26 protein-coding genes are annotated in these 26,786 nt (G+C 65.4%); 15 read left to right on the top strand and 11 right to left on the bottom strand.

Annotated elements, in window-relative coordinates:
• Nucleotides 1–21 precede the first annotated feature (21 nt).
• Nucleotides 22–2,568, top strand: coding sequence for a ComEC/Rec2 family competence protein (locus tag VMS96_12580; protein ID HVP44262.1), 2,547 nt, complete (start codon nucleotides 22–24; stop codon nucleotides 2,566–2,568).
• On the opposite strand, the gene VMS96_12575 is transcribed toward VMS96_12580, so the two are convergent.
• The 3 genes from VMS96_12575 to rplU all read right to left on the bottom strand — a co-directional run bounded on the left by VMS96_12575 (nucleotide 2,546) and on the right by rplU (nucleotide 3,893).
• Nucleotides 2,546–2,833 carry a hypothetical protein gene (locus VMS96_12575; protein ID HVP44261.1) on the bottom strand — a complete coding sequence of 96 codons (288 nt, stop codon included), beginning with the start codon at nucleotides 2,831–2,833 and terminating at the stop codon, nucleotides 2,546–2,548. The genes VMS96_12580 and VMS96_12575 overlap by 23 nt on opposite strands.
• Nucleotides 2,834–3,018: 185 nt before the next feature.
• Nucleotides 3,019–3,288 carry a 50S ribosomal protein L27 gene (gene rpmA, locus VMS96_12570; protein ID HVP44260.1) on the bottom strand — a complete coding sequence of 90 codons (270 nt, stop codon included), beginning with the start codon at nucleotides 3,286–3,288 and terminating at the stop codon, nucleotides 3,019–3,021.
• Between the two features lie 77 nt (nucleotides 3,289–3,365).
• Complete coding sequence (rplU, locus tag VMS96_12565; GenBank protein HVP44259.1) at nucleotides 3,366–3,893, bottom strand: 50S ribosomal protein L21; 528 nt, start codon at nucleotides 3,891–3,893, stop codon at nucleotides 3,366–3,368.
• A gap of 260 nt (nucleotides 3,894–4,153) precedes the next feature.
• Between rplU and VMS96_12560 the strand changes: the two genes are divergently transcribed.
• Nucleotides 4,154–4,657: a nuclear transport factor 2 family protein gene (locus VMS96_12560; protein ID HVP44258.1), complete on the top strand. Its 504-nt coding sequence runs from the start codon at nucleotides 4,154–4,156 to the stop codon at nucleotides 4,655–4,657.
• Nucleotides 4,658–4,726: 69 nt separating this feature from the next.
• The gene (locus VMS96_12555) at nucleotides 4,727–6,340 is read left to right on the top strand and encodes a tetratricopeptide repeat protein (GenBank protein ID HVP44257.1); all 1,614 of its coding nucleotides are present in this window, start codon (nucleotides 4,727–4,729) and stop codon (nucleotides 6,338–6,340) included.
• 1 nt (nucleotide 6,341) lies between these two features.
• Here the strand turns inward: VMS96_12555 and VMS96_12550 are convergent, their stop codons facing one another.
• On the bottom strand, nucleotides 6,342–6,701 hold the full coding sequence (locus VMS96_12550; protein HVP44256.1) for a cupin domain-containing protein: 360 nt from the start codon (nucleotides 6,699–6,701) through the stop codon (nucleotides 6,342–6,344).
• Between the two features lie 8 nt (nucleotides 6,702–6,709).
• Nucleotides 6,710–7,351, bottom strand: a complete 642-nt coding sequence (locus VMS96_12545; protein HVP44255.1) for a cyclase family protein — start codon at nucleotides 7,349–7,351, stop codon at nucleotides 6,710–6,712.
• Between the two features lie 311 nt (nucleotides 7,352–7,662).
• Here VMS96_12545 and gyrB point away from each other — a divergent pair, with 311 nt between their 5' ends.
• Both gyrB and VMS96_12535 read left to right on the top strand, forming a co-directional pair.
• The gene (gyrB, locus tag VMS96_12540; GenBank protein HVP44254.1) at nucleotides 7,663–10,284 is read left to right on the top strand and encodes a DNA topoisomerase (ATP-hydrolyzing) subunit B; all 2,622 of its coding nucleotides are present in this window, start codon (nucleotides 7,663–7,665) and stop codon (nucleotides 10,282–10,284) included.
• Between the two features lie 76 nt (nucleotides 10,285–10,360).
• Nucleotides 10,361–11,143, top strand: coding sequence for a class I SAM-dependent methyltransferase (locus VMS96_12535; GenBank protein HVP44253.1), 783 nt, complete (start codon nucleotides 10,361–10,363; stop codon nucleotides 11,141–11,143).
• Here VMS96_12535 and VMS96_12530 read toward each other — a convergent pair whose 3' ends face one another.
• Nucleotides 11,144–12,352 carry a tetratricopeptide repeat protein gene (locus tag VMS96_12530; GenBank protein HVP44252.1) on the bottom strand — a complete coding sequence of 403 codons (1,209 nt, stop codon included), beginning with the start codon at nucleotides 12,350–12,352 and terminating at the stop codon, nucleotides 11,144–11,146.
• Between the two features lie 232 nt (nucleotides 12,353–12,584).
• Here VMS96_12530 and VMS96_12525 point away from each other — a divergent pair, with 232 nt between their 5' ends.
• From VMS96_12525 to accD, 10 genes are all read left to right on the top strand, one after another.
• Nucleotides 12,585–14,132 carry a hypothetical protein gene (locus tag VMS96_12525; protein HVP44251.1) on the top strand — a complete coding sequence of 516 codons (1,548 nt, stop codon included), beginning with the start codon at nucleotides 12,585–12,587 and terminating at the stop codon, nucleotides 14,130–14,132.
• Nucleotides 14,133–14,231: 99 nt separating this feature from the next.
• A complete protein-coding gene (locus VMS96_12520; GenBank protein HVP44250.1) occupies nucleotides 14,232–15,404 on the top strand; it encodes a hypothetical protein in 1,173 nt (390 codons plus the stop codon).
• A complete protein-coding gene (locus tag VMS96_12515) occupies nucleotides 15,401–16,144 on the top strand; it encodes a hypothetical protein (GenBank protein ID HVP44249.1) in 744 nt (247 codons plus the stop codon). The genes VMS96_12520 and VMS96_12515 overlap by 4 nt, the downstream gene beginning before the upstream one ends.
• 69 nt (nucleotides 16,145–16,213) lie before the next feature.
• On the top strand, nucleotides 16,214–17,347 hold the full coding sequence (gene obgE / locus VMS96_12510; GenBank protein ID HVP44248.1) for a GTPase ObgE: 1,134 nt from the start codon (nucleotides 16,214–16,216) through the stop codon (nucleotides 17,345–17,347).
• Nucleotides 17,348–17,429: 82 nt separating this feature from the next.
• A complete protein-coding gene (gene nadD / locus VMS96_12505) occupies nucleotides 17,430–18,158 on the top strand; it encodes a nicotinate (nicotinamide) nucleotide adenylyltransferase (GenBank protein HVP44247.1) in 729 nt (242 codons plus the stop codon).
• 52 nt (nucleotides 18,159–18,210) lie between these two features.
• A complete protein-coding gene (rsfS, locus tag VMS96_12500) occupies nucleotides 18,211–18,627 on the top strand; it encodes a ribosome silencing factor (GenBank protein HVP44246.1) in 417 nt (138 codons plus the stop codon).
• Nucleotides 18,628–18,632: 5 nt separating this feature from the next.
• The gene (locus VMS96_12495) at nucleotides 18,633–19,589 is read left to right on the top strand and encodes a sigma-54 dependent transcriptional regulator (protein HVP44245.1); all 957 of its coding nucleotides are present in this window, start codon (nucleotides 18,633–18,635) and stop codon (nucleotides 19,587–19,589) included.
• A gap of 103 nt (nucleotides 19,590–19,692) precedes the next feature.
• A complete protein-coding gene (locus VMS96_12490; GenBank protein HVP44244.1) occupies nucleotides 19,693–20,136 on the top strand; it encodes a 23S rRNA (pseudouridine(1915)-N(3))-methyltransferase RlmH in 444 nt (147 codons plus the stop codon).
• Between the two features lie 3 nt (nucleotides 20,137–20,139).
• Nucleotides 20,140–20,676, top strand: coding sequence for a cob(I)yrinic acid a,c-diamide adenosyltransferase (gene cobO / locus VMS96_12485; GenBank protein ID HVP44243.1), 537 nt, complete (start codon nucleotides 20,140–20,142; stop codon nucleotides 20,674–20,676).
• A gap of 83 nt (nucleotides 20,677–20,759) precedes the next feature.
• Nucleotides 20,760–21,602: an acetyl-CoA carboxylase, carboxyltransferase subunit beta gene (gene accD, locus VMS96_12480; protein ID HVP44242.1), complete on the top strand. Its 843-nt coding sequence runs from the start codon at nucleotides 20,760–20,762 to the stop codon at nucleotides 21,600–21,602.
• A 65-nt stretch (nucleotides 21,603–21,667) separates the two neighbouring features.
• On the opposite strand, the gene VMS96_12475 is transcribed toward accD, so the two are convergent.
• The 5 genes from VMS96_12475 to nadC all read right to left on the bottom strand — a co-directional run bounded on the left by VMS96_12475 (nucleotide 21,668) and on the right by nadC (nucleotide 26,770).
• Nucleotides 21,668–23,008: a class I SAM-dependent RNA methyltransferase gene (locus VMS96_12475; protein HVP44241.1), complete on the bottom strand. Its 1,341-nt coding sequence runs from the start codon at nucleotides 23,006–23,008 to the stop codon at nucleotides 21,668–21,670.
• A 61-nt stretch (nucleotides 23,009–23,069) separates the two neighbouring features.
• Entirely contained in the window at nucleotides 23,070–23,747 is a 678-nt protein-coding gene (locus VMS96_12470) for a hypothetical protein (protein ID HVP44240.1), read from the bottom strand.
• Nucleotides 23,748–23,822: 75 nt separating this feature from the next.
• Complete coding sequence (locus tag VMS96_12465; protein HVP44239.1) at nucleotides 23,823–24,665, bottom strand: type III pantothenate kinase; 843 nt, start codon at nucleotides 24,663–24,665, stop codon at nucleotides 23,823–23,825.
• Between the two features lie 40 nt (nucleotides 24,666–24,705).
• Nucleotides 24,706–25,674, bottom strand: coding sequence for a biotin--[acetyl-CoA-carboxylase] ligase (locus VMS96_12460; GenBank protein HVP44238.1), 969 nt, complete (start codon nucleotides 25,672–25,674; stop codon nucleotides 24,706–24,708).
• Between the two features lie 217 nt (nucleotides 25,675–25,891).
• Nucleotides 25,892–26,770 carry a carboxylating nicotinate-nucleotide diphosphorylase gene (gene nadC, locus VMS96_12455; GenBank protein HVP44237.1) on the bottom strand — a complete coding sequence of 293 codons (879 nt, stop codon included), beginning with the start codon at nucleotides 26,768–26,770 and terminating at the stop codon, nucleotides 25,892–25,894.
• Between the last annotated feature and the right edge of the window lie 16 nt (nucleotides 26,771–26,786).

Raw genomic sequence — 26,786 nt, 5'->3', positions numbered from 1 at the left:
GAACGGTTTCGCGGAGGGCGCGTGTCCTTACGCAGCCGTGAACCCCTGCTGTGGCTGGCCCTGGCGTTCGCCGCCGGGATCCTCGCAGGCAACTGGGCGTGGCGGCCTGATCCGTGGTGGTGGGTGGCGTTCAGTGCGTCCCTGGGCGGGTCCGCCTACTTCCTGAGAAGGTACGGCTGGCTCGCGGCCGCGCTGGCGATGATGTCGGTCGCATGCCTGGGGGCGCTGGAGGCGCAGCTAGCCGTGCCTGGGCTGCCGGCCGGCGATTTATCACGCTGGTGCGACGGCCGCCAGGTCATGGTGACCGGTCGCGTGGTGCGCGATGCGATCGAGCGCGCACCGAAGTTCGGCAAGCCCCGCCAGGCAATCGAGGTCGAGACCGAGAGCGTGGCCGATAGCCAATCCTCTGAGGCGGTCCCGTGGGGCTTGCGGATCACCCTCTACGGCGACGACGAGGACCGGCCGCTCCTGTACGGAGAGCGCGTCCGCTTCCCGGTGCGGTTGCGCCAGCCGGCGAATTATGAGAACCCGGGGGCGCTGGACTACCGCAGCTATCTGCGCGGCCAGGGGATCGTCGCCACCGGGTCGGTGTCAGCGGAGAAGCTAGAGCGGCTCCCGGGATTCAGCGGCTCGCGGTGGGAGGACTGGCGCAGCCGGATACGGCGCTCGCTGGTGTCGCGCACGCTCGAACTCTGGACCCCGGGCGACGCGGCGCTGCTGAACGCCATGCTCATCGGCCAGCGGACGTACATCGACCGCGACACCCGGCTGGACTTCCAGCGGACCGGCACCTACCACATCCTAGTCGTCTCCGGGATGAACGTCGGCATCCTGGCGCTGGTGGTGTTCTGGGCGCTGCGCCGGCTGCGCGCGTCGGAGGCGCTGACCACGGTCATCGCGGTGCTGAGCACCGGCATCTATGCCGTGCTGACCGATGGCGGCCCGCCGATCCTGCGCGCCACACTGATGCTGTGGCTCTACCTGGGAGCACGGCTGCTGTTCCGCGAGCGCGCGCCGCTGAACGCGGTGGGGACGGCCGCCCTGGTCCTGCTAGTCATCAGTCCGGCGACGCTCTTCGATGCCAGTTTCCAGCTGACGTTCCTGTCGGTGCTGGCGATCGCCGGCATCGGAGTCCCGCTGCTGGAGCGCACCTCGGAACCCTATCGCAAAGCCCTGCGTTACCTGGAGTCGGTGACCTACGACCTGAGGCTCGCGCCGCGACTGGCGGAGCTCCGGCTCGATCTGCGGCTGCTGGAGGAGCGCCTGGCGGAGTTGCTGGGCAGGCGGATTGCACGCGGGCTACTGTTGGCCGCGGTCCGCACCGCAGTCGCGCTCTTCGAGCTGCTGGCCATCGCCGCCTTGATGCAGGTAGCCCTGGCATTGCCCATGGCGGTCTATTTCCACCGGGCGGCGGTCCTGGCACTGCCGGCGAACACGGTGGTGGTGCCGCTGGCCACGCTGCTGATGCCGATCGCGATCGTCGCGGTGCTGCTCAGCTATGTCTGGATGGCAGCGGCCAAGGCCGCGGCCGCACTGACCGGCGCCGTACTGCACGGAATCACGGGGGTAGTGCACCTGCTCGGAGGATGGTCGGTGGCCGATGTGCGACTGCCCACCCCGAACGTCGCGGCGGCAATGGCAGCCGGCATCGCATTTGCCTTGTGCCTGGCGCTGGCGCGACGCAAACCGGCCTGGGCCGTGCTGGGACTGGCGATGCTGGTGGGCTCGGCGGCCTGGATCACTGCTTATCCGGCGGGAGAGCAGTTGCGCTCCGGAGTCCTGGAGATCACGTCCTTGGACGTGGGACAGGGTGATTCCCACCTGGTCATCACGCCGCAAGGACGGAAGCTGCTGCTGGATGCGGGGGGCTCGGTCGGAGGCGATCCCAGCAGCGCCTTCGATCTCGGCGAAGAAGTCGTCTCGCCGTATCTATGGTCTCGCGGCTTCCGGCGGCTGGACGCGGTGGCGCTCAGCCATGCGCACGCCGACCACATGGCCGGCCTGGGCGCCGTGATCGCCAATTTTCGGCCGCGTGAATTATGGATCGGCTCCGCACCGGACACCGCGGAGATGAAAAACCTGCTGCAGATCGCAACGAACGCCGGCCTGCGGGTGATGCGTCGCAAGGCGGGCGATCGCTTTGAGTTCGGCGGAGCGGTCTTCGAAGTGCTCTCCCCGCCGGCGGACTGGGATGCGACCCGGAAGGCGCGCAACGACGATTCCATGGTGCTGCGCGCCAGCTATGGCAACACTGCGGCGCTGCTCGCGGGAGACGCGGAAAAGCGGATGGAGCGACGACTGGCGGCGCTGGCGCCGCGCGCGGACTTGCTGAAGGTGGCGCATCATGGCAGCGCGACCTCCAGCCAACCGGAGCTGCTGGCTGCGGTCCGGCCCAGCCATGCCGTGATCTCAGCAGGACGGCGGAACCAGTTCGGCTATCCGAAGAGCGCGGTCCTGGAGCGGCTGCAGGAGGCGCGAGTGCGCACCTATCGCACCGACCTGACCGGCGCGGTCACGTTCTACCTGGATGGGAGAGCAGTGGAGGTCAGGCTGCCGAATCGTCGTTGACGTCGTCATCGTCGGCGCCGGCGCTGTTGCGGTAGTCCTCGATCAGGCTGCGCGCTTCCTCAGCACGTTCCGGGCTCACCCGCACGAGCACGCCCCCGACCCCGGGAAGGATGTCCTGGGGGGCCTGGCGGGCGGTGATGATGGCGTCGATACCCGCCGATTCCAGCAGGCCGCGCACTACCATGGCTTCGGACTCTTCCATGGTGTCGAACACGTCTACCAACTCTTCGTGCGACTGGGGACGATCGTCGGCCTCGGCGCTCATCGGGGACCTCCCTGTTTTTCGACGCTATATGCTAGTCCCGCGGCGGTAGAAAAGCGAACCGGCGATTTCCTACGCGGAGAAGACGGGAGGGGGAAAGTACGGGATAAGACCAGCCGGCAGTCGTTAGTCGGCAGTCGTCAGCAGAGGATGGGGCCGGGCGGGGACGCCCGGCCTACGTGTTTCCTTTATGCCTTGGCGGCCTCGAGGGGCTCGATCATGACGAACTTGCCCGAGGAGCCCTTGTCCACGAACTTGATGACGCCGGTGACCTTAGCAAAAAGCGTGTCGTCCTTGCCGCGGCCGACATTGAGGCCCGGCTTGATGCGGGTGCCGCGCTGGCGCACGATGATGCTGCCGCCGGGGACGAGCTGTCCGCCGAACGCCTTGACGCCCAGCCGCTGCGCATTGGAATCGCGGCCGTTCCGTGAGCTGCCTAAACCTTTCTTGTGTGCCATAGAGATCCTTCGCTTCGCTCAGGATGACGGCTGCGGGCTCAGACGCCCGCAAAACGCCGTCAGTTTCTCGTTTCTAGTTACTTCTTCTTGCCCTTGCCGGGCTTCTTGGCCAGCGGCTTCTTGAGGGCCGCGGCCTTGTGAGGCGCAGCGTGCTTGGGCGCGGCCGCCTTCTTCTTGTGGACCGCCTTCTTCTCGTGATGCTCAAGGGCCGCTTCCACCTCGCGGGGCTCTTCCGGCGCCGGCTTGGCCTTCTTTTCCTTCTTCGGCTTCTCCGGCTCCTGGGGAGCGGTGAACTTCTGGCCGTCGAAGGCGATCTCAGTGATGCGCACCGCGGTGAACGGCTGGCGGTGTCCCTGCAGCTTCTTGTACTGCTTCTTGCGCTTGTAGTGGAAGACCAGGACCTTGTCGCCGCGGCCTTCCTCGACCACCCGCCCGACCACCTGGGCGTCGCCCTGGGGGCGCGAGACCTGCCCTTCCGAGGCGCTGACCGCCAGGATGTCGCTGAAGACCACCTGGCCGCCATCGGCGGGCGTCCGTTCCACCCGGATCACGTCGCCGGGCGCGACCCGATATTGCTTCCCGCCGGAGCGGATGACCGCGTACATAACAATTCCTCCGTCGTTCCAAGAGCCAGTGCTGACTGTAGGGATTGGTGCTACAGGCAAACCCAATGATTTTAGCGTGTGCAGCGGGAAAGGGTCAACTTGAGCCGCTTTGGAGACGTGAGCGAGGCAGCCAGCCGAGCGGGAGCTTCCAGCCGAAATCCTGAGCGAAGCAAAGGACCTCACGACAGCCGGCTGCCGCAATCGACTTGCTGCCCTCCAGTCCTGGCGAATAGAATCCGCCGATTCTTCCGGAGGATGCCATGAGACGAGCCCTGCTGCTGATCATGTTGCTGTTCCTGAGCGTCTGTTCGAATGCACAACTGACCACCAAGAAACACAAGCACGCGACAGCGGAGCACAAGGCCGCGGGCGTGGACGCCGCGCTGCTGCAGAAGGTCTGGGATGCCTGGTGCACTCTCGACGCGGCCAATGCGGCCAAGTACTACGACGCGGCGCCGGGGAACGTCTTCTTCGACATCACTCCGCTCGCCTACCACGGCTGGTCCGAGTACGAGAAGGGAGTGAAGCCGGTGCTTGCCGGCTTCAAGTCGGCAAGCGCCAAGCTCGACGACATCCGGGTGCATCCCGCCGGCAACGCCTACTGGGCGACGGCGATCGTGCACATGGCCTACGAGACCAAGGACGGCGCCAGCGTCAAAGGCGATTGGCGTTACACGTCGGTATGGGAGAAACGCGGGGGCGAGTGGAGAATCGTTCACGACCACGCCAGCGTCCCGCTGCCGTCGGAGGAAAAGAAAAAATAGGGGAACGGGATTGCGGCGAGCGACGTAAACGGATGGTAGCGAGGTACGTCTAACCGGCCGGGAGGAACCATGCGTGACCGCCTGCTCGCCACCGTTTTCCTGCTGATCACCGCTTCCGCCGCCCATGCCGGACTTCCCCCCATGAATGCCGAGAAGTGGCGGCAGGACCTGCGCTACTTCGCCGCCGAAGCTCCCAAGAACCACAAGAATCTCTTCCATGCCATGACCCGCGAGCAGTTCGAGGCCGCAGTGCGGCAGCTGGACGCGCGCATCCCCGAACTGAACGACGACCAGGTGGTCGCCGAGCTGGCGCGGATCGTGGCCCTGATCCACGACGGGCATACCTACATCCCCTTCGGCCGCGAGCCGGTAGATTACCCGCGGCTGCCACTGCGCTTCGAGATCCTGCAGGACGGGATCGTGGTGCGCGCCGCCGAGCCGAAATATTCCGGACTCGTCGGCGGGAAGCTGCTCAGCATGGACGGCCGGAGCGCCGGCGAGATCTTCCACGCGGTGGCTGAACTGGCTCCCCGTGACAACGAGATGACCATCCGCTCGCGCACGCCACTGCTACTGTCGACGCCGGCGATCCTGCACGGACTTGGCCTCATCTCCAGCACCGAGCAGATCAAGATCGCTGTCGAGAAGGGCGGGAAGAAGATCGAGCAGGCCGTGACCTCGGTCCCCCAGCCGCCGGAGAACCGCCACGGTTGGATCCCCGATGCGAGCTGGGTGCAGGTGCCACTGCCGCTGTACCTGCGCCATCCCGATGACAACTACTGGTTCGAGTACTTGCCGGATTCGCGCACGCTGTACGTCCAGTGGAACACCATCCAGCACAAGAGGGAAGAGCCGGTGGCCCAGTTCTTCCGCCGGGTGTTTGCCTTTGCGGACACCACGCCAGTCGATCGCCTGGTGCTCGACTTGAGGCTGAATGGCGGCGGAAACAACTACCTGAACACCGAACCCATCAAGGCCATCCTGCGCTCGCCGCTGAACCAGCGCGGCAAGTTCTTCGTCCTGATAGGGCCGCGAACGTTCTCCGCCGCCCAGAACCTGACCAACATCCTGCACAAGTACAGCGAGGCGGAGTGGGTGGGGGAGCCGACAGGCGCCTCGCCCAACAGCTTCGGCGACCCGGCTCCGCTCACGCTGCCCAACAGCAAGCTCCAGGTCTATCTCTCGACGTTGTGGTGGCAGGACCTGGACGAGCGCGACAAGCGTCCCTGGCAGGCGCCCGACGTCGCCATAGAGCCCACGGTCAGCGATTTTGCCGCCGGGCGCGACCCGGTGATGGAAGCGGTGCTGCACTGGCAGGAACGGCCGTCGCTGGTCGAGACCGCGCGTTCCGCCGCGCAGCGCAAGGATTACGGCGGCCTCCGGAGAGCCTTCCAGGCTTTCCGCACCGACCCCACCAACAAGTACGCCAGTTTCGAGAACGAGTTCAACAACCTGGGATACGAACTGCTGAACGCGGGGGACACCGAGGGCGCCATCGAGGTGTTCAAGATCAACGTCGAGGCTTATACGGAGTCCTGGAACGTCTATGACAGTCTGGGCGAGGCTTACAGGAAGGCGGGGCAGAAGGCGCTGGCCATCGCCAATTACGAGAAGTCAGTGCAGCTCAATCCGCGGAACCGCGGAGGCGAGGCCGCCCTGCAACAGCTACGGGCACAGAAATGAACTAGATCCGCTCCAGCTCTTCCAGCGTGCGCTCGTTCCTCAGATTACCGGTGTTCAGCGTGGTGCGCGGCTCGATGAGCATGACGTGGCACTCCTGGTCGGCCACCGGCATGTGCTCCACCCCGCGGGGGACAATGAGGAACTCGCCCTCGCGGATGGTGCGGTCGCCGTCCTGCAGGCGCATGCGGAAGCTGCCCTTCACCACGAAGAACAGTTCGTCTTCGTGGTCGTGGTGGTGCCACACGAACGGCCCCTGGAACTTCACCAGCTTGATGTAGCAGTCGTTGACCTCGCCGACGATCTTCGGCGACCAGTGCTGGGAGAACCGCGACAGCTTTTCCTTCAGGTTGACGACATCCATCACTCACCTCAATCGCAGACCGCGAAGGCGCGCACCGGGAACGAGGTGCCGCCGCGGATGGCGGGCGGCACGGCGGAGAAGCGGAAGCCCTGCCCCGCCAGCGCGTTCAGGTTGGTCAGGTGCTCGACGATGGGGATGCCGGCTCCCAGCAAGCGGGTGTGCGCCGGGCGCGCCGGATCTTTCATGTTGTCGATGTTGGCGCAGTCGATGCCCACCAGCACCGCGCCCGCCTTCACCAGCGCGTCGCAGGCCTCGCCGGTGAGATACGGCCCGGAGCGGAAGTAATCTCCGCCCCAGCGGCGCGACCAGCCGGTGTAGAGCAGCACCGCCCGCCCGCGCAGATCGAAACTGCGGAACGCGGATGCCTCGATGGGCCCTTCCTCGGCCGCGCCGATGAGCACGCCGGGCAGATGCGCCAACCTCTCCAGAGGCACGCCGGCCAGGTCAGCGCCGGACGGATGGCGGTGGAAGGGCGAGTCCACATACGTGGCGGTGTTGCCTCCAAGATCGTAACCGGCGATCTGGAAGCTAGTGCCGGGTGCATAGCCAGTCTCGTCGCCGTGCGCGCGCACGACGCGGAACTTGGGCTCGGGCAGCCCGGGATACGACGGCATCCCGGGTTCGATGATGTGGCTGAGATCTACGAGCATAGGCTCTCAGGATTCCGCGCGAAGCTGGAAGGTTTCAGAACTTGGGCTGCGCAACCGATCGGGGTGAGGTACGACATATCTTTTTGCACCTCTGCAAGCCCCTGAAAACACGTCGCTTCCAGCCGCCATTTGCCCGGCCTCGGGAGCCGCTGTTGTGGTAGAATCAATAGTGCTCGGGCGCCTCCTAAGTGACTTTACTTTCAACAGTTTGACGTTTGTTGGGGCGGGGTGAGATTTCACCCCTGCAGCGCTCGATTTTTGTCTTCTTGAGGGAATTCTTCGAACCGGTCTGAGGGCATTCCAGGAGTTCGATGGCGACCAGAGAAACGGCTGTGGCAACGGTGAAAGAGAACAGCAAACCGAAGAAGAACGGCGCCAACGGCGACGGCGAACACGATTACACCGCCGAGTCCATCAAGGTGCTGGGCGGGATGGAAGCGGTGCGCAAGCGTCCCGCCATGTACATCGGCTCCACCGGCGAGATGGGCCTGCACCACCTGGTGTACGAAGTCGTGGACAACTCGGTGGACGAAGCCCTGGCCGGATTCGCCGACAAGATCGACGCCACCATCCACGTGGACAACTCCATCACCGTGGTGGACAACGGACGCGGCATTCCCGTGGACGAGATGGAAGTGGACGGCGAGAAGCTGCCCGCGGCCCAGGTGGTGATGACCAAGCTGCACGCCGGCGGCAAGTTTGATACCTCGACCTACAAGGTCTCCGGCGGGCTGCACGGCGTGGGTGTCTCCGTTGTCAACGCGCTCAGCGAAGAGCTGGAGCTGGAGATCTGGCGCGACGGCCAGACCTGGCAACAGGACTACGCCAAGGGAGAGCCGGCCTCGAAGCTGAAGAAGACCGGCAACACCAAGAAGCGCGGCACCAAGGTGTGGTTCAAGCCCGATACCTCCATCTTCACCACCACCGAGTACAACTTCGACACGCTGGCGCAGCGCCTGCGCGAGCTGGCCTTCCTCAACAAGGGCCTGCTGATCACGCTGATCGACGAGCGCACCACCGATCCCAAGACCGGGGAGTCCAAGAAAGCCGAGTTCAAGTACAACGGCGGCATCGCCGAGTTCATCAAGCACCTGAACCGCGGCAAGACCGTGCTGCACGACAAGCCCATCTACATGGAGGCGGAGCGGGGCGGCGTGGCCATGGAGATCGCGCTGCAGTACAACGATGGCTACTCCGAGACGGTCTTCTCCTTCGCCAACAACATCAACACCGTGGATGGCGGCACGCACCTGTCCGGCTTCCGCACCTCCCTGACCCGCACCATCAACTACGCCGGGCAGCAGCTGGGGCTGTTCAAGGACGTGAAGGAGAGCCTGACCGGGGACGACGTGCGCGAAGGCCTGGTGGCGGTGATCTCGGTCAAGCTGCCGCAGCCGCAGTTCGAAGGCCAGACCAAGGGCAAGCTCAATTCCGACATCGCGGGCATCGTGCAGGCCTTCGTCAACGAGCGGCTGGGCGCTTACTTCGAGCAGAACCCGCCGGTGGGGCGCAAGATCATCAACAAGGCCATCGAGGCGGCGCGGGCGCGGGAAGCCGCGCGCAAAGCCCGCGACCTGACGCGCCGCAAGGGGGCGCTCGACGGCGGCGGCCTGCCGGGCAAGCTGGCCGACTGCTCGGAGCGCGATCCGCAGCGCTGCGAGCTGTTCCTGGTGGAGGGCGAGAGCGCCGGCGGCACCGCCAAGCAGGGCCGCGACCGCCGCTTCCAGGCCATCCTGCCGCTGAAGGGCAAGATCCTGAACGTGGAGAAGGCGCGCTACGACAAGATGCTCGGGCACGAGGAGATCCGCGCCATGATCACGGCGCTGGGCTCGGGTATCGGCAAGGACGACTTCGATCCCTCCAAGCTGCGCTACTCCAAGATCATCCTGATGACCGACGCCGACGTGGACGGCTCCCACATCCGCACCCTGCTGCTGACGTTCTTCTTCCGCCACATGCAGGAGCTGATCAAGCGGGGCAACGTGTTCATCGCCCAGCCGCCGCTGTACTCCATCCACAAGGGCAAGTCGCACCAGTACATCAAGGACGACCGCGAGTTCGTGCGAGTCATGGTGAAGCGCGCGGCCGAAGGCATGGTGGTCCGCTACGGCGAAGGCGCCGCCAAGCTGGAAGGCGCGCCCCTGACCCGGTTCATGACCACGCTCAAGGACTATCTCGACTTCTTCGAGAAGGTGGACAAGCACATCCGCGACGAGAAGGTCTCCGAGCTCCTGGCCAGGGCGGAGCTCACCAAGCGGGTGGACTTCGAAGACGAGAAGAAGGCCCCGCCGAAGAAGCTGGTGGCCCTGGAAAAACAGTTCAAAGCCATCGCCAAGGAACAGGGCATCAAGTCCTGCGAGCTGAAGTACGACGACGAGCACAACCTGTGGGAGCTGCACTTCGTGGACGCGCAGGGGGCGGAGCGCATCGTCAACTGGGAGCTGGCGTCCACCCCCGAGTTCCGCCAGATGATGTCCAAGTACTCGCAGATCAAGGAGTACCTGGAGCCGCCATTCGTGGTCCAGGCGGTGGCCAAGAACGGCGGCGCCAACGCCGAAGAGGAGAGCGACGCCGAGAAGGCCGACCGCGAGAAGGCCGCCAAGAAGACCTCCAAGGGCGACGTGGTCGCGAAGAAGAAGACCGCAGCCATGGAAGAGGTCGAAAAGCAGACGGCGCGCGACCTCTTCGAATACGTCCTCAACGAGGGCCGCAAGGACTTCACCGTCAAGCGCTACAAAGGGCTGGGCGAGATGAACTCGGAGCAGCTGTGGGAGACGACCATGGACCCGGAGCGGCGAACGCTGATGTCGGTAAAGCTCGAGGACATCGCCGAGACCGAGACCATCTTCTCGACGCTGATGGGCGAGGACGTCGAAGCGCGGCGGAAATTCATCGAAGAGAATGCCCTCGACGTGAAGAACCTGGATATCTAGGTTAGGGTTCCTTCGCTTCGCTCAGGATTTCGCCTGCGGGCTCCCGCTTCGCTCACGCCTGCAACAACGGCTCAACATGCGCACCTGCCCCATCTGCGCCCGCGACAACCGCGACCAGCCGGCACATCCCTGCTCACAGGCGCCGTGGGAGCTCAAGTGTTGTGCGGGGTGCGGCCTGCTGTACCTGGTGAATCCTCCGGGGGCGGAGCAGCTCAAGCAGGAATTCGCCTGGGAAAAGACGTGGGCACAGGAGCGCGAGCGCCGCAAAGGGCTGGCCAGCTCCCTCAGCCGCGGGCTCAAAGCCATCTTCCAGACCGACAAGCTGACTGCATTCATCCGCCGCTACGTGCGCTCGGGGCGCGTGCTCGATGTCGGCTGCAGCAGCGGCTGGGCGCTCGAGCGCTTGCCGGCAGGGTTCGTCCCCTTCGGGATCGAGATCTCGGACGAGGCCGCGCGGCGCGCGCAGGAGAAGTTCTCCACCCGCGGAGGCCGGGTCGTCCATGGCGATGCGCTGTCAGCGCTGGCGCAGTGGGAGCAGGACTTCTTCGACGGGGTAGTGATGAGCAGTTACCTGGAGCATGAGCCTGCGCCCCGGCCAGTGCTGGAGGCAGCGCGGCGCGCCATGCGCCCGGGCGCTTCGCTCATCGCCAAGGTGCCGAACTACGCCAGCTGGAACCGCGCGGTGCGAGGCGCACGCTGGTGCGGCTTCCGCTACCCCGATCACGTGAACTACTTCACCCCGGCGCTGCTGGTGCGCCTGCTGAAGGACTCGGGCTTCGACATCCTGCGCTTCGGGCCGCTGGACCACATCCCCACCAGCGACAACATGTGGCTCATCGCAGCCAAACCACAAACGTAGTCACTGCCGTAGCGCTTTGCGGGCTGCCTTTCCTTCTTCGCTGTCGGGGAATGCGGAAGCCAGTTGCTGGTAATGCTGCCGTGCCTCCTCGCTGCGTCCCAGGCGTTGCAGCAGTTCGGCATCCGCCAGCTGGGCGCGCCGGATGTAAGCCTCATCGCCGGAGAGCTGGGCGGCCTCGCCGTAGCGCGCCAGTGCCGGCTCGTCCTCCCCCAGCTTCACGTGCGCCTGCCCGGAGAGGTACAGCGCCTTGGCCACCCAGAAGCGCTTCCAGGACGGGTTGGGTGGACCGGCGTGATACTTCGCCAGCAGCTCATCGTACGTCGCGGCCACGCAGCGCCAGTCGTCGAGCCGCGAGCACACCGCCGCCAGCTCGTTGGCCGAGAGGAAGCCGCGCGGGAAGCGTTGCGCCAGCTCTTCCAGGACGCGGCGGGCATCGCCCCAACGCTCCTCCCGCTGATAGAGGACAGCCAGCACGGTGCGGGCGTCGTCGCGGGCGTAGTTACCTTTCTGTGCCACCAGCTCGATCTCCCGCAGTCCCTGCTCGCGGTTGCCATGCGCCCCCACCAGCGCCGCCAGGACCTTGACCGGCCAGGGCAGCGACCCGACTACGTAGTCCTGCACCCCGACGATCAGGTTGGCATCCACGTAGGCAGGATCGAGCTTGAGCAGCGCCTTGTGCTGCTTGTTGGCGGCCTTGGCCTGGCCCAGCGCCGCCGTGTACGAGCGCTTCACGGCGAAGAGATAGGTGGCGCGTGTGCCGTGGCTGACGCCTCCCCAGTAGAGCGCGTCGCGGTCATTGGGGTCCTTCTGCAGCCGGGTGTCGGCCAAGGCGTGCGCCTTGTCCAGCACCTCGAACAGCTTTCGTTCGAACTCCTCGCTGACGGGCGTGGTGGTCGGCTGAAAGACCTCGCCCTTCTTGCCGTAGAGGTGCGACTCCAGCAGGCCGCGCTGGAACATCTCGCGGTAGAGGATGACGGTCCCCAGCAGGTTCCAGGCCCGCAGGTCGTCCGGATGCTTTTGCTGGAACTCCAGGAGCAGGTTCTCCGCCGGGTCGTATTCCAGGTTCCGCAGGTGGTCGATAGCCACAGCGACCGGATCTTCGGGAGGAGCCTGGTGCGCCGGAGCATGCTTCCGGGCGGCTCCTGCCGCTGTGGAGATCAGCAGGGCCAGGAGGAGGACCGAAACCGCGCGTTGCCGGATCGCCTTCATGGCGGCGAGTCTCCCAGGGCGCCGGTGACCAATCAATACACCCGCACTCAAACCGTGGTCATCGCCTAATTGTTTCGCTGTCAGCGACATACCGCAATGCGTCATCACACCGCACGGTGACGTGCGGCCCCGGAAGGGATGGTTACCAAGGTCACGCGCGGATGCCGTGCAAGTTGTTCCCGCTCCGCCGTTCTCCCTCCGAGAGCGAAACCAAGCTCCGGAGAGGGAGAACATGAAACGCAAACTGACCGTGACCGCCGCCGCCCTGGTGACCCTGGCCCTGCTGACCGCCGGAATGATGATCTGCGCTGCCACGCCGCGCCCCGCCGAGGACGATGCCTGGAGCGATCCGGCCATCACCATCTACAACCAGAATTTTGCCGTGGTGCGCCAGGCGCTGTCGCTGGACCTGACCGCGGGCGTGAACACCGTGCGCTTCACCGAGACGACCGGGTTTCTTGAGCCCGACTCGGTGATGCTGCGCGACCCGCTCGGCCGCCGCAATCTCCAGGTCCTGGAGCAGAATTTCCGCAACGATCCGGTCTCGCAGGAGCTGCTGCTCTCCATGTATGAGGGCAAGACCATCGACTTCCTGATCAAGCGCGATGGCGAGAAGACCCAGGTTATTAAAGGCAAGATCATCCGCAGCGGGTACACGCCGCGCTACATCCAGCCGCAGTATGGTTACGGATACCAGCAACCGTACGCGCAGGGCAGCACGCCGATCATCGAGATCGACGGCCACCTGCAATTCGGCCTGCCCGGCCAGCCGCTGTTCCCCGCTCTGGGCAACGACACCGTGCTGAAGCCCACGCTGCACTGGCTGCTGGCCACCGATAAGCCCGGCCACCTCGACGCCGAGCTGTCCTACGTCTCCGGCGGCATGCGCTGGGAGGCCGATTACAACGTGGTCGCGCCCGAGACCGGTGAAGTGCTCGACGTCATCGGCTGGATCACCATCGACAACCAGAGCGGCAAGCAGTTCGACCACGCACGCGTCCGGCTGATGGCTGGCGACGTCAACAAGATCATGCCGGGCGGCGTGCTGGCCGGCCGCATGGCCCAGGAGGTCGCGGCCAAGGCCGCCGACGCCATGGCCCCGCCGGTCACCGAGCGCGCCTTCGACGAGTATCACCTCTACAGCCTGGTGCGTCCGGTCACGCTGCGCGACCACGAGACCAAGCAGGTGGAGTTCGTGCGCGCCGGCGGCGTCCAGTCGAAGAAGTTGTTCGTCTATGACGGCGCCGCCATCGACTGGAACCGCTACAGCGGCTGGTCCTTCGAGAACATCCGCAACGACCCCAGCTACGGCACGCAGTCCAATCCCAAGATCTGGGTGATGCAGGAGTTCAAGAACACCGCTGAGAACCACATGGGCATCGCCCTGCCCCGCGGCCGCATGCGCTTCTACCGCCGTGATGAGCAGGGGCGGCTGCAGTTCACCGGCGAGAACTACATCGACCACACCCCCAAAGACGAGACCATCCGCCTCTACACCGGTAACTCTTTCGACCTGGTGGGCGAGCGCAAGCGGACGGACTACAAGGTGGACGTGAACCGTCAGTTCTGCGACGAGTCATTCGAGATCAAGGTGCGCAACCACAAGAAAGAGTCGGTGGAAGTGCGGGTGGTCGAGCACCTCTACCGCTGGTCCAACTGGGAGATCACCAGCAAGACCCACGGCTATCGCAAGATCGACTCCAACCGCATCGAGTTCCCGGTCACCGTCAAGCCCGACGGCGAAGTCACGGTGCGCTATACGGTCCACTACAGCTGGTAATCGCGATCGGGTAATTGGGTAATCGAAACAGCCAAGGCCCAATTACCCGATTACCAAATTACCCAATTACCAAATTCGCTGTGTTACAAACGACCCTTCATGCGCAGCGAGCCTTACTTTCATCTGCTCGGGCTTCCTATGGGGCCGCCGCAATTCGTGGCGGCCTTCCTGCTCTTGTGCTTCCTGGCGCAGTGTGCCGTGCTGTCGGCAACCACCGAGAGCGTGGGCCTGCTGCAGCCGGGATTCTTCGTTCATCCGAAGACCCCCGGCGCCCCGATCGTGGGGATCCTTGCCGGTGTCGCCATCACCTTCGGCCGGATGGTGGGCTTGGGCGACATTGCGAGCCAGCTGGCGAAGCTGCCCTTCATCGCCATCGGGCTGCTGCTCGGCGCCTCGATCTGGTACGTGGCGCGGCGTCTCTACGGCAACCCCGGAGGCATCGCGGCGCTGCTGCTGTACTGCTTCTCGCCGATGCCGTTCGTCTCCGTCAGCATGAACCCCATTCCGGTGGCGGCCCTGGGCATGTTCGGGGTGATCTTCGTCTCCATCGCCGTATCGCATACGCTCTACGCGCCGGCGCGCAGCAGCATGTGGGGCGAGATCCGGCAGCGCTGGCGGCGCGTCGCCATGCTAGGGACCGCGATCGCCCTGATGGCGGGGGCGGCGCCGGAACTCAGCTTCATGGTCCTGGTGGCGCTGGCGATGATGTTCTACCTGGTGCCGCACCGGCGGGGAGCGGCGCTGGGCTTGATGGCGTCCGGCTTGGCGGTGGCGATCGCCATCCTGGTGGTCATCGCCGGCCCGCGCTGGTTCGCGGAAACCGACTTCTCGCCCTTCGCCGGCTGGTCCGCGCCTCACTTCGTGGTACATACCAGTGTGGCCGCGGCGTCGTGGACCCTGATGACAATTGCCGCTGCGTCGGCCGGTGTGTACCTCGCGTCGCGCCGCTCCCGCTACTTCGGCAACACCGCTCCCTTGCTGGCCACTGCGCTCACCCTGGTGCTCGGGCTTCCATCGTCCGGAGATGCCTACTTGGGGCCCTTCCCCGCTTGGTCGCTGCCCCTGCTGTTCGTCTTCGTGGGTGGGATCTTTGCCGACCTGGCGGAAACGTCTTGGCGGCGTCCTGCCGTCCTCGTCTTCGTGGTGCTGGCCGCCAGCCTGGCCACCCTGGAACTTTTGGCGGTAGCGCAGCATCCATGGGGGAGGCGACAAGAACTTCCCCCTCCGCCGGGGGTTAGAAGGATTAGGATAGGAACAGGAGTGCTCTTATGAAACGGGCTGGGATTGCTGCTCTGGTCCTGTTCGCGGCCGCTGCCATGGCCCAGGTCCATGGTGTGCCCGCTTCCGTCACTTCCCAGACATCGAAGGGGTTCACGCCCGGGGTGCCTGCCAGCGTGACCTCGCTCGGACCGAACGGCTGGCAGGACGGACGTGGATATCCATTCGGCGTGCCTCCCTCGACGCCACCCACGACCTTCTCCTGCATTGCCGGCGGCCTGGCCTGCTATCCGACCACCTATCCGCCCGTTCATAGCGGGGTCAAGGGGGGCCACCATCGCCGGAGTCTCTACGGATACGGCGGCTACGCCTACGCGCCGTACTACTATCCCGCTTACCCGGCTTATTCCACCGACTACATGTCGGGCTATGACTATCTGCAGCCAGCGCCGACGGCCGAGGAGCCGGCTCCGCCTGCGCCCACTATCTTCGAGCGCCGTCCGGCGAGCCGTCCTTATGCTCGCGATGAAGCGCGTTACGAGGAGGAATACCGTGGGCCCGCTGCCGAGGCGACGCCGAAGTCAACGGTCATCGGAGTCGGGGAACAAGAGACGACCACTCTGGTCTTCGCCGACGGCCACCAGCTGGACATCCATAACTACGCCATCGTCGGCCAGATCCTGTTCAACCTCGACGGCACCGGCCCCTTCAAGGTCAAGCTTGCGGAACTCGACCTGGTGGCGACCGCCAAGATCAACGAGGACCGCGGCGTCGATTTCAAGCTGCCCCGCTAACCGCTGCTGTGGACCGGAACGGCGCGGCACAAGCCGCGCCGTTCGGCTTTTTGTGCTCAAATAGAAACAATGTTCATTGATGAGGCCAAGATCCGCGTCAAGGCCGGCGATGGCGGCAACGGCTGCGTGGCCTTCCGGCGGGAGAAGTTCGTGCCCCGTGGCGGGCCCTCGGGCGGCGACGGCGGGCGCGGCGGCGACGTGGTCATGGAATCCAGCGAGCAGCACAACACGCTGGTCCACTTCCGCTTCAACCCCGAGTACCGGGCGGAGCGCGGCCGCCACGGCGAGGGCTCGAACCGCACCGGACGTGAAGGCGAATCGATCGTGCTCAAGGTCCCGGTCGGCACCATCCTGTACGACGATGTCACAGGAGAGCGGGTGCACGATTTCCGCGGCCCTGATGAGCGGGTGGTGATCGCCCGCGGCGGACGAGGCGGACGCGGCAATCAGAACTTCGCTACCCCCACGCACCAGGCGCCGCGTGAATGCGAGCCTGGCCGTCCCGGCGAGGAGCGCGCCTATCGCCTCGAATTGAAGCTGCTGGCCGACGTGGGGCTGGTGGGGTATCCCAACGTAGGCAAGAGCACGCTGATCTCCCGCATCTCGGCGGCGCGGCCCAAGATCGCCGACTATCCCTTCACTACCCTGGAGCCGAACCTGGGCGTCGTCGTAATCGGCAAGGCCGACGACCCCAAAGGCTTCAGCTTCGTGCTCGCGGACATTCCCGGCCTCATCGAGGGCGCGCACCACGGCGCCGGCCTGGGCACCCAGTTCCTGCGCCACATCGAGCGCACGCGCCTCCTGGTGCACCTGGTGGACGTCTCCGACGCCAGTGGCCGGCCCGACCCCATCCAGGATTTCGAAGTCATCCTGAATGAGCTCAAGAGCTTTGGCGCCGGCCTGGAGAACAAGCCGATGCTCGTGGCGGCCTCCAAGCTCGACATCGCCAACAAGCAGAAGCTCGCTAAGCTGGAGCGTTTCTGCACCCGCAAGAGGCTGAAGCTCTATGAGATCTCTGCCGTGACCGGCAAGGGCATCGAGGACCTCCGGCACGCCATGGGCGAGCGGGTGAAAAGGCTGCGCGAGCGCGCGACGGAGATGGACGAGCAGAAGTCAGCCGGGCGGGTCGAAGAATACGAGCTTGTACCCGACAGCTCCAGTTCGACGCGCAAGCGCCGCTCGCGCAATGCGCCGTCGGGATGATTCTTCACCACAGAGACACAGAGAAGGAGGAGAGATTGATTCCTCTGTGTCTCTGTGCCTCAGTGGTTAGAATGAATTTGCTATGAACATCGGGCTTTTGGGCGGCACCTTCGATCCGGTACATCGCGGACACCTGGCGGTGGCGCGGGCCGCGGCGCGCAAGTTCCGGCTCGAGCAGGTGCTCTTCGTTCCTTCCAGCGTGCCGCCGCATCGTCAAGGACGCCCGCTCGCGCCCTACCATCACCGCTTCGCGATGCTCACGCTGGCGTTGCAGCGGAAGAGGTCTTTCGTCCCGTCCTCGCTCGAAGCGCCGCCGGAACCGGGCGCGCCAGCCTTCAGCTGCGGCCCCGGTTTCAGCTATTCCATCGACACCGTCCGCGCCCTGAAGCGGCATCTGGGCAAGAACGACAAGCTTTTCTTCCTCATCGGCATCGATGCCTTCATGGATATTGCCAAATGGCACGAGTCGGAGGCACTGCTGCGCGAGGTGGACTTCATCGTCGCCAGCCGTCCGGAGTTTTCGCTGGGCGACATCGGCAAGGCCCTGCCCCAGAGCCTTCGCCCCGACCTGAAGACCATCCGGACATTCAGGAACGCCGCCACCACTCTGCCGTTGGGCGCGACGGCGGTCCACCTGCTGGACGACGTGAACGTGCGCATCTCCGCCAGCCAGGTCCGCGCCGCCGCCCGCCGCGGGGCTTCCCTCGGCAGGTTGGTCGATCCCGCCGTCGCCGAATACATCCGCAAAACGCATCTTTACCGCCCCTCATCTGAAGGCCAGCAAGCACGGCGAAAATTTCGGGCCCTGTAGAGCGGCTTCCATCGGGTTTTCGTATACTGAGTACCGAGTACTGAATACTTCCTTGAAGAAATCCGACCTGAAGCAGCAAGTCTCCGCCGCCATCGCCGCCGCCGAGTCCAAGAAGGCCAGCGACGTCTCCGTCCTCGAACTGGACGAAGCCTCCTCCGGCTTCACCGACTACTTTGTCATTTGCAGCGGCAGCAACCCGCGCCAGATCCAAGCCATCTCGGATGAGGTGGAACAGAGGCTCTCGAAGGCCGGCCTGCACCCGACGCACATCGAGGGATACCGCCAGGCCGATTGGGTCCTGCTCGACTACGTGGACTTTGTGGTCCACATCTTTTCCGAGAAGGCACGGAACTACTATGACCTGGAGCGGCTGTGGAAGTCTGCGACCCCATTGCACCCCTCGCAATTGACGGAGAAAGAGAGAGCCCCTCGAAGAGCGTCCCCGCGGCGCCGTACGCGGGCCCGGTAGAAGACATGGCGTGGGCCGAGCAGAGCGCCTCTCGCAACGGCATCCTGTCGGCCTGGGTGGCCGCCGACCCCGGATCGCTCGAACTGCTGGAAAAAGCCCGCAAGGTCGCGGCTTCGGCTTCGACCGTCCTCATCCGCGGCGAAAGCGGGACCGGCAAGGACCTGCTCGCTTCCCCGATCCACTATCTCGGGCCGAACGCCGACGAGCCCCTGGTCCACATCGATTGCGCCAGCCTGCCCCACGAGCTGGTGGAGAGCGAGCTCTTCGGCTACGAGCGCGGGGCGTTCACCGGCGCGACCCAGATGAAGCGTGGCCGGCTGGAACTGGCGGGACGCGGCACCATCGTGCTGGATGAGGTCGGCGCGCTCTCCATGCCGGTGCAGGCCAAGCTGCTGCGGGTCATCGAGGAGAAGCAATTCCAGCGCCTGGGCGGCACGCGCAACCTGAGCGTGGACGCCCGTCTGATCGCCCTCACCAACGTGGACCTGGAGCGCGCCGTCGCTCGCCGCACCTTCCGCGAAGACCTGTATTACCGCTTGAACGTGATTCCCTTGGTCATCCCGCCGCTGCGCGAACGGCCCGCCGACATCCGTCCGCTGGCCCGGCACCTGCTGGCACAGTTGTGCGAGGTCCATCGCCGCCCGGAGATGAGCTTTGCGCCCGCGGCACTGTCGGCGCTCGAGAGCTACCAGTTCCCCGGCAACGTGCGCGAACTGCGCAACCTGCTGGAACGGGCGGTCATCTACTCGGCGGTCGCCGAGGTCGGGGTCGAGGACTTGCCGGGGCACGTAGTCAAGGCCGGCGCTGCCCCCGCCAGCAAGATGAGCCTGGAAGACCTGGAACGCGCGTACATCGCCGAGATCCTCGACTACACCCGCGGCAAGAAGACCAAGGCCGCCCAGATCCTGGGCATCAGCCGCAAGACGCTGTTGGAAAAGCGCAAGCGCTACGGGCTGGATTAATCTCCCCTCCGCCGATGCACGCGGATCCTCGGGGATCTTCAGTGATCCGGCCTGATCCGCGTTTGTCAGTGGCGGGGAAGTCCCTTGTGGTTTAATCGTCATCGTGAGATTACGCGTGGTGTGGGTGGGCAAGACCAAAGAGCCTGCCATCCAATCGCTCACAACCGAATACCTGAACCGGCTGTCGCGCTATGGCGGGGTCGAGTCGCAGGAGTACGCCGACGAGACGGCGCTGCTGAAGGCGGTGGAGAAGGCCGGCGGCCGGACTCGCCCGACCTTCGTCATGCTCGACCAGCAGGGACGGCAGTTCACCTCGGAGGAATTCGCCGAGCTGCTGCGCGACCAGCAGGACCGCGGCACCCAGACCCTGATCTTCGCCGTCGGGCCGGCTGATGGATTCAGCGACGCCTCGCGGGGTTCCGCCGACCTGGTGCTGTCCTTCGGCAAGATGACCCTGGCCCACGAACTGGCCCGGATCGTTTTGCTGGAGCAGCTCTACCGTGGATTTACAATCCTGAAGGGCCATCCCTATCACACGGGGCACTAGAGCGTGGCTGATATCCGTCGCGGTCTCATCATCGTGAACACCGGACCTGGCAAGGGCAAGACGACCGCCGCCATGGGCACAGCGCTGCGCGCGGTGGGCAGCGGCATGAAGGTGCTGATGCTGCAGTTCCTCAAGGGCTCGTGGCACTACGGCGAGCTCGACGCGGTGAAGGCCTTCGGCGACAACTTCGTGATGAAGCAGATGGGCCGTGGCTTCGTGAAAGTCGGCGGCGCCGAGACCGATCCCGAGGACATCAAGATGGTGGAGGAGGCGTGGAACGAAGCGCGCGCCGCCATCCTCTCCGGGCAGTGGGACCTGGTCATCCTCGACGAGATCAATTACGCAATCGGCTACAAGATGCTCGACCCGGCCAAGGTCGCGGAGACCTTGAAGCAGAAGCCGGAGGCGGTGCACGTCATCCTGACCGGACGCAACGCGCATCCCAGCATCGTCGAGATCGCCGACACAGTCACCGAGATGAAGCAGGTGAAGCATGCCTACGAAAAAGGGGTGATGGCGCAGCGCGGCATCGAGTACTGAGCGTCAGCGCCAAAGTCTCAGCCGGCGCGGTACAATACGAGTTTCGTTTCCGGCCGCATTCAACCGAGTACTGAGTACTTTCTATGGCCTGGTTCAAGCGCGAATCTTCCGACATTCAACCCGGGGAGGAGAAGCGTGTCCGCACCGAGGGCCTGTGGGTCAAGTGCGATAAGTGCCGCAAGATCATCTGGAAGAAAGACCTGGACGCGCACTTCAACGTCTGCCCCAATTGCGGCCGGCATTTCCGCATCGATGCCCGCACACGCCTGGCCATGCTGCTGGATGACGGCCAGTACCAGGTGGACGACACCGACATCAGTTCCACCGATCCGCTGAAATTCGTGGACGTGCGTCCCTACTCGGAGCGCCTGCGCCGCGCCCAGGCCGACACCGGCCTGAAGGATGCGATCATCAACGCCCGCGGCAAGCTCGACGGCCGGCCGGTGATCGTCAGCGCCATGGAGTACGGATTCATCGGCGGCAGCATGGGAAGCGTGGTCGGCGAAGCCATCACCCGGGCCATTGAGCGCGCCACCGAGCAGCGGCAGCCGCTTATCATCGTCTCCGCCTCGGGCGGGGCGCGCATGATGGAAGGAGTCGTCAGCCTGATGCAGATGGCGAAGATCTCGGCGGCCCTGGCGCGGCTGGACGACGCCCGCGTCCCGTACATCTCAGTCCTCACCGATCCCACCACCGGCGGCGTGACCGCCAGCTACGCCATGCTGGGCGACCTGAATATCGCCGAGCCCGGAGCGCTCATCGGCTTCGCCGGCCCGCGCGTCATCGAGCAGACCATCCGCCAGAAGCTCCCGCCGGAGTTCCAGCGCAGCGAGTTCCTGCTGGAACACGGCATGCTCGACGCCGTGGTTTCGCGCAAGGACTTGAAGCCCTTCATCGCCCGCTCCCTCAGCTTCATGTGCAACTAAGTGCCGCTAAAGACGCCGGTCAGGGCGTCTCCGGAGACGCGCTGACACGGGTCTCTACTGCAGACTCAGCGCACCAGCTGCACCACACTTTCGATGTGGTAGGTCTGAGGGAAGAGATCGATCAGGTTGACCTCGTCCACTCGCCAGCCGGCCCCGACCAGTACCGTGAGGTCGCGCGCCAAGGTCGCGGGATTGCACGAGACGTAGGTGATCCGCGGAGCGCGCAGGGCAGCCAGAGTTCGCGCGGTCGTCTCTCCCAGCCCGGCCCGTGGCGGATCGACCACCACCAGGTCAGCCTTCATCCCCGGAGAGCTCTTCAGGAAGAGCTCAGTGCGGTCCTGGACGGCGGAGACGTTGCCGGGCACATTGCGCTGCAAGTCGGAAGACGAAGCGGGAGCCGACTCGACGGCGGTAACCTTGTCAAAGGTCCTGGCCAGGGCAGCGGCGAACAGGCCTACTCCCGCATAGAGGTCGAGCGCCTTGCCGCCGGAGCGTCCGGAGGCGACCAGCTCGACCAGCTTGTCGGCCAGAAAGCGGTTGGTCTGGAAGAACGAACCGCCACCGACGCGGTACTTCGTGCCCGCCGCCTCGTAGGTGAGCGCCTTCTCGCCGGCACTCGCGTAGGGCCGGCCCTCGACGGCGCCGTCGAGGTCATCCAGCGGCGAGCGTCCCTGGGCCTGGGAGCGGTCGGCACGGCGCTGCTCGAACAGCAGCACGCCGGCGGCCTCGGGAAGCTTCGCTTGGATCGCGGCAGTGAGCGCCTCTGCCGTGCCTTCCGGGGGCCGCTGGGCAGCAAGGGAAAAGAACGCGATCAGCAGGCGGTCGTCGGCTGCGTTGGCGAAGAACTCGACCTCGGTCAGCTCGGGCGCGAGCTGGTCTCCGCGTCCGATTTCCCATACCGCCTGCAGCGCCCGGTTGATGAGCGGAGAGCTGATGGGGCACTGCTCCGCGGCCAGCAGCTCGTGAGTCCCCAGGCGGTAGTAGCCGAGGGTAAACTCGGGCGCCGCGCGCAGCCGCATCCGCGTCCGATTGCGGTACCCCCAGGGCTCAGCGGAATGGACGCGGATCTCTCCGGTCCAATCGAGCTTCGCGGTGCGACGCAGGGTTTCGCGCAGGATGTTGGACTTCAGGCGAAGCTGTTCTTCATACGCGGCGTGCTGGTAGTGGCATCCGCCGCAGCGGAAGAAGTAGGGGCAGCGCGGCTCGACGCGGTGAGGTGAGGCTTCGATCACGGAGTCGAGCCCAGCACGCGCAAATCCAGGACGTTGCTCGACGAGGTGCGCGTTCACCCTCTCGCCCGGCAGGGCGAAAGGCAGGAAGACGGCCTTGCCTTTACCGAGCTCGTCGGCGGGAAGGCGGGCCAGAGCGTCGCCGCCGTACACGAGTTTGTCGATGGTGAGTTCCATTCGATCGGATCGCTACGCGCGCCCCGGACGGGCGAGACGCCCGTCCCCACGTGGGCCCGTTTCACATGTAAAACAAACTCAGCCGCGGCGCCTGATGCTTCTCCAGCAGGCGCTTATGCACGAACTGCTTGTGCAGCTGCTCGAGCTGGGCGGCGATCATGTTGCGGCGATAGGGCGCGATCTCGCGATCGGCCTCGGCGCGCACTGCCACCAGCTCCCGGTCGGGTGTGTTGGCCAGGAGGACGGCAAAGAGCTTTTCTTCCATGACCGTGAGGTGGCGCTCCAAGTCTTCGAGACGAGGTGAAGATTGTGATGCAGCGAGCCCTCCGGCCAGGTCGCGCAAAGTGCGCGCGGCTTCGGCCGCGGCCGGACCGAGGCCCTTCACTCCTTCCAGGCGAGTCGCGTTGTCCATGAGGTAGGCGGCAATGGTGGCGGCGTCAAAGCCGGAGGGGTTCTCGGAGCGCGCGCTGCCGACCGCGGCCTCCTTCATGTCTTCCGCCGCGGCCAGCACCTCCTGGGAGCAGTAGGCCAGAGAATTGATCTTGCGGGACTTGGAGGGCTTGGCGTCGTAGCGGTCGAAGGTGGCGTCGATACCGCGCAGCACCGCTTCCAGCGGCAGGCCCGCGTCCTTCCAGGTCTCGATCAGGGCCCAGTCGAGGGTCGAGAGCAGCAGCGCGCCGCCACGACGGCACTGGAAGTGCTCCTCGATCTCGGTGAAGTAGTTGAAATAATTCTCCACGCAGAAAGAGTCTACGCAAAGTAGAAGGAAAGCTCACTACAAAGGACACAAAGGCTGCACGAAGGGCACCAAGGGTCAGCTGCGGGCTTTTTTCTTCTTAGCCTCGGTGGGCTCCGCAGGCTCTGCGGTCTTCTTCCTCGCGTTGCGCTCCCAGATGATGCGCAGGCCGTCGAGGGTGAGCAGGTCGTCCACGGCGGAGATGTATTTCGATTCGTTGCCGATGAGGGCGGCGAGGCCGCCGGTGGCCACGACCTTGGTGTTCGCGCCCATCTCCCCGAGCAGGCGCTCGAGCAGGCCATCCACCAGCGCCAGGTATCCGTAGAACAGGCCGGACTGCAGGCTGCCGACGGTGTTGCTGCCGATGATGCGCTGCGGCCGCCGGATGTCCACCCGCGGCAGGCGCGCGGTGCGCGAGAACAGGGCTTCGGCCGAGATGCCGATGCCGGGGCAGATCACTCCGCCCATGTATTCACCCTTGGCGGAGACGCAATCGAAGGTGGTCGCGGTCCCGAAATCGACGACGATGCAGGGGCCGCCGTATTTCTCGAAGGCGGCAACCCCGTTCACGATGCGGTCGGCTCCGACCTCCTGCGGGTTGTCGTACTGGATGGGCATGCCGGTCTTCACCCCGGGCTCGACGAACAGCGGCTTGCAGCCGAAGTAGCTCTGGCAGACCTCGCGCAAAGTGCTGTCGAGCGGCGGCACCACCGAGGAAACGATGATGCCGTCGATGGCCGAGGGCTCGAGCTCGGCCATGGCGAACAGGTTGCGCAGCAGGACACCGTACTCGTCCACGGTCTGGGTGCGGTTGGTGCCCAGGCGCCAGTGCGCGACTAGCTGGCGGTATCCGCCGTTGCCGTCGGAGCGGAAGACGCCCGCCACCGTATTCGTGTTGCCGACATCGAGGACAAAAAGCATAAGATTTGCAGCCCGCAGACTAACGCAGAAGGCCGCAGAATCAAAGCTCGCGCACGCCGCCGGAGAGCACGGTGCGCAGGCCGTCGCGCGCCTTCACCAGGAGGAAGCCGCGGTCGTCGAGACCGGTGGTGACGCCGTCGAAGCCGCCGGCCTCTTCCACGTGGACGCGCTTGCCACGGGCATAGGAGGAGCGCTCCTCGAAGCGGCGGATGATGGTCATCGCGGCCTCGGCGGGTGCCGTGCCCATGCCCGGGCGCTGCGGCAGCAGCATGCGGAACTCGTGGTCCAGCGCGCGCAGCAGGGCCACGGTGAGTTCGACGCGCGACCAGTCGCGGCCAGTTTGCATCCGCAAAGAAGTTGCGGCTTCCGTCAGCGCGGCGGGAAAGCTCTCTTGGTTGGCGTTGAGCCCGATGCCCAGGACCACATAGCGGACGCGGGTGGGCTCGGCGGTCATCTCGGTGAGCATGCCGCAGAATTTCTTGCTCCCCAGCAGCAGGTCGTTGGGCCAGCGCAAGTCGGGGCAGACGCCGGTGACCTGCTCGACCGCGTTCTGCACCGCCAGCCCGGCGGCCAGGGAGAGCACCAGGACGTCGCTCGGAGGGACGTCGGGGCGCAGCAGGATGGACACGTAGATCCCGGAGGATTTCTCGGAGTACCAGTCGTGTCCGCTACGGCCGCGTCCGGCGGTCTGCTCCTCGGCGAGAAAGACGCTGCCCTGGGGTTCGCCGGCGGCGGCGGCGTCCATGGCCGCCTTGTTGGTGGAGCCCAGCCGGAAATAGTGGTGGATGGATCCGGTGAATATCGTGCCCCTCAAGGCAGGCGCGATGAACTCGGGGAGCAGCAGGTCCGGGACCGCTTCCAGGCGGTAGCCGGTGGCGGGATGGCCGGCGATCTGCACGCCCAGCCCGCGCAGTTGCTGTACGAACCGCCACACCGCGGAGCGGCTGATGCCCAGCTCGGCGGCCAGCTTGGTGCCGCTGACCACCACCATCGCGTGGTCGGCGAGCAGGCGGACGATGCGGCCGACGTGGCCGTCGGTGCGCGTGTCCGGCGCCGGAGATGGTGGGCGGGATGGGTTGTGCTTGGCGATGGAGGAATTATCCGCGAGGGCGGGTAGAAAACAAAACTCATTCGCCGCAAATCAAGGAATCGCAGAAGTCAGATCGAAGATCGCAGAAGTAAGACCTTCTGCAATCTGACTTCTTCGTTCTGCCTGGTGTTCGGCCTTAGGCGGGCAGCACACGGAGGCTCATATCCACGGCGGGGGAGGAATGGGTGAGCGCGCCCACCGAGATGTAATCGACGCCGGTCTCGGCGAAGGCGCGGACATTCTCCAGGGTGATGCCGCCGGAAGCTTCCAGGGGGACGCGGCGGGAATGACGCTGCACCCGCTCGACGGCGGCGCGGACCGTCTCGGGGGTCATGTTGTCGAGCAGGATGGCCTCGGCGCCGTGCTGCAGGGCCATCTCCAGTTCATCCAGATTGCGGACCTCGATCTCGATGGGCTGCTCGCCGCGGCGGTTGCGGGTGGCACGCTCCAGCGCGGGGACGATCCCGCCGGCCAGGGCGATGTGATTGTTCTTGATGAGCACGCCGTCGGAGAGGTCGAGCCGGTGATTGAAGCCGCCGCCGCAGGTCACGGCGTATTTGTCGAGAAGACGCAATCCGGGAACCGTCTTGCGGGTGTCGAGGATGCGGGCGCGGGTGCCGGCGATCGTGTCCACGAAGCGGCGGGTGAGGGTGGCGATGCCGCTCAGCCGCTGCAGCACGTTGAGCAGGACCCGCTCGCAGGAGAGGATGACGCGCGCGCTGTGGCGGACGACGGCGATGCTCTGTCCCTTGTGCAGGCGCACGCCGTCGAAGATCTCGGGATGGCTGGTGACGTCGGCATAGGAATTCACGGTGCCGTCAAGGGCGGCGAACACATCGAAGATGCGCGCCACCACGCCCAGGCCCGCCAGCACACACTCCTGCTTGGCGATCACGGTGGCGGTCGCCGCCTGGTAGGGATCGATGCAGGCATAAGTGGTGGCATCGCGCGTGGCGCTGTCCTCGCGCAAGGCATTCTCGAGAATGGCCGTGATGCGGCGTGAATTCCAGTCCATGAAGCAGTACCCACTA

Source organism: Terriglobales bacterium, from assembly GCA_035543055.1.
Taxonomy (GTDB): Bacteria; Acidobacteriota; Terriglobia; order Terriglobales; family Acidobacteriaceae; genus JAIQFD01.
Note: the sequence above shows the minus strand (reverse complement) of the source record. Positions and strands in the feature narration are given on the sequence as shown.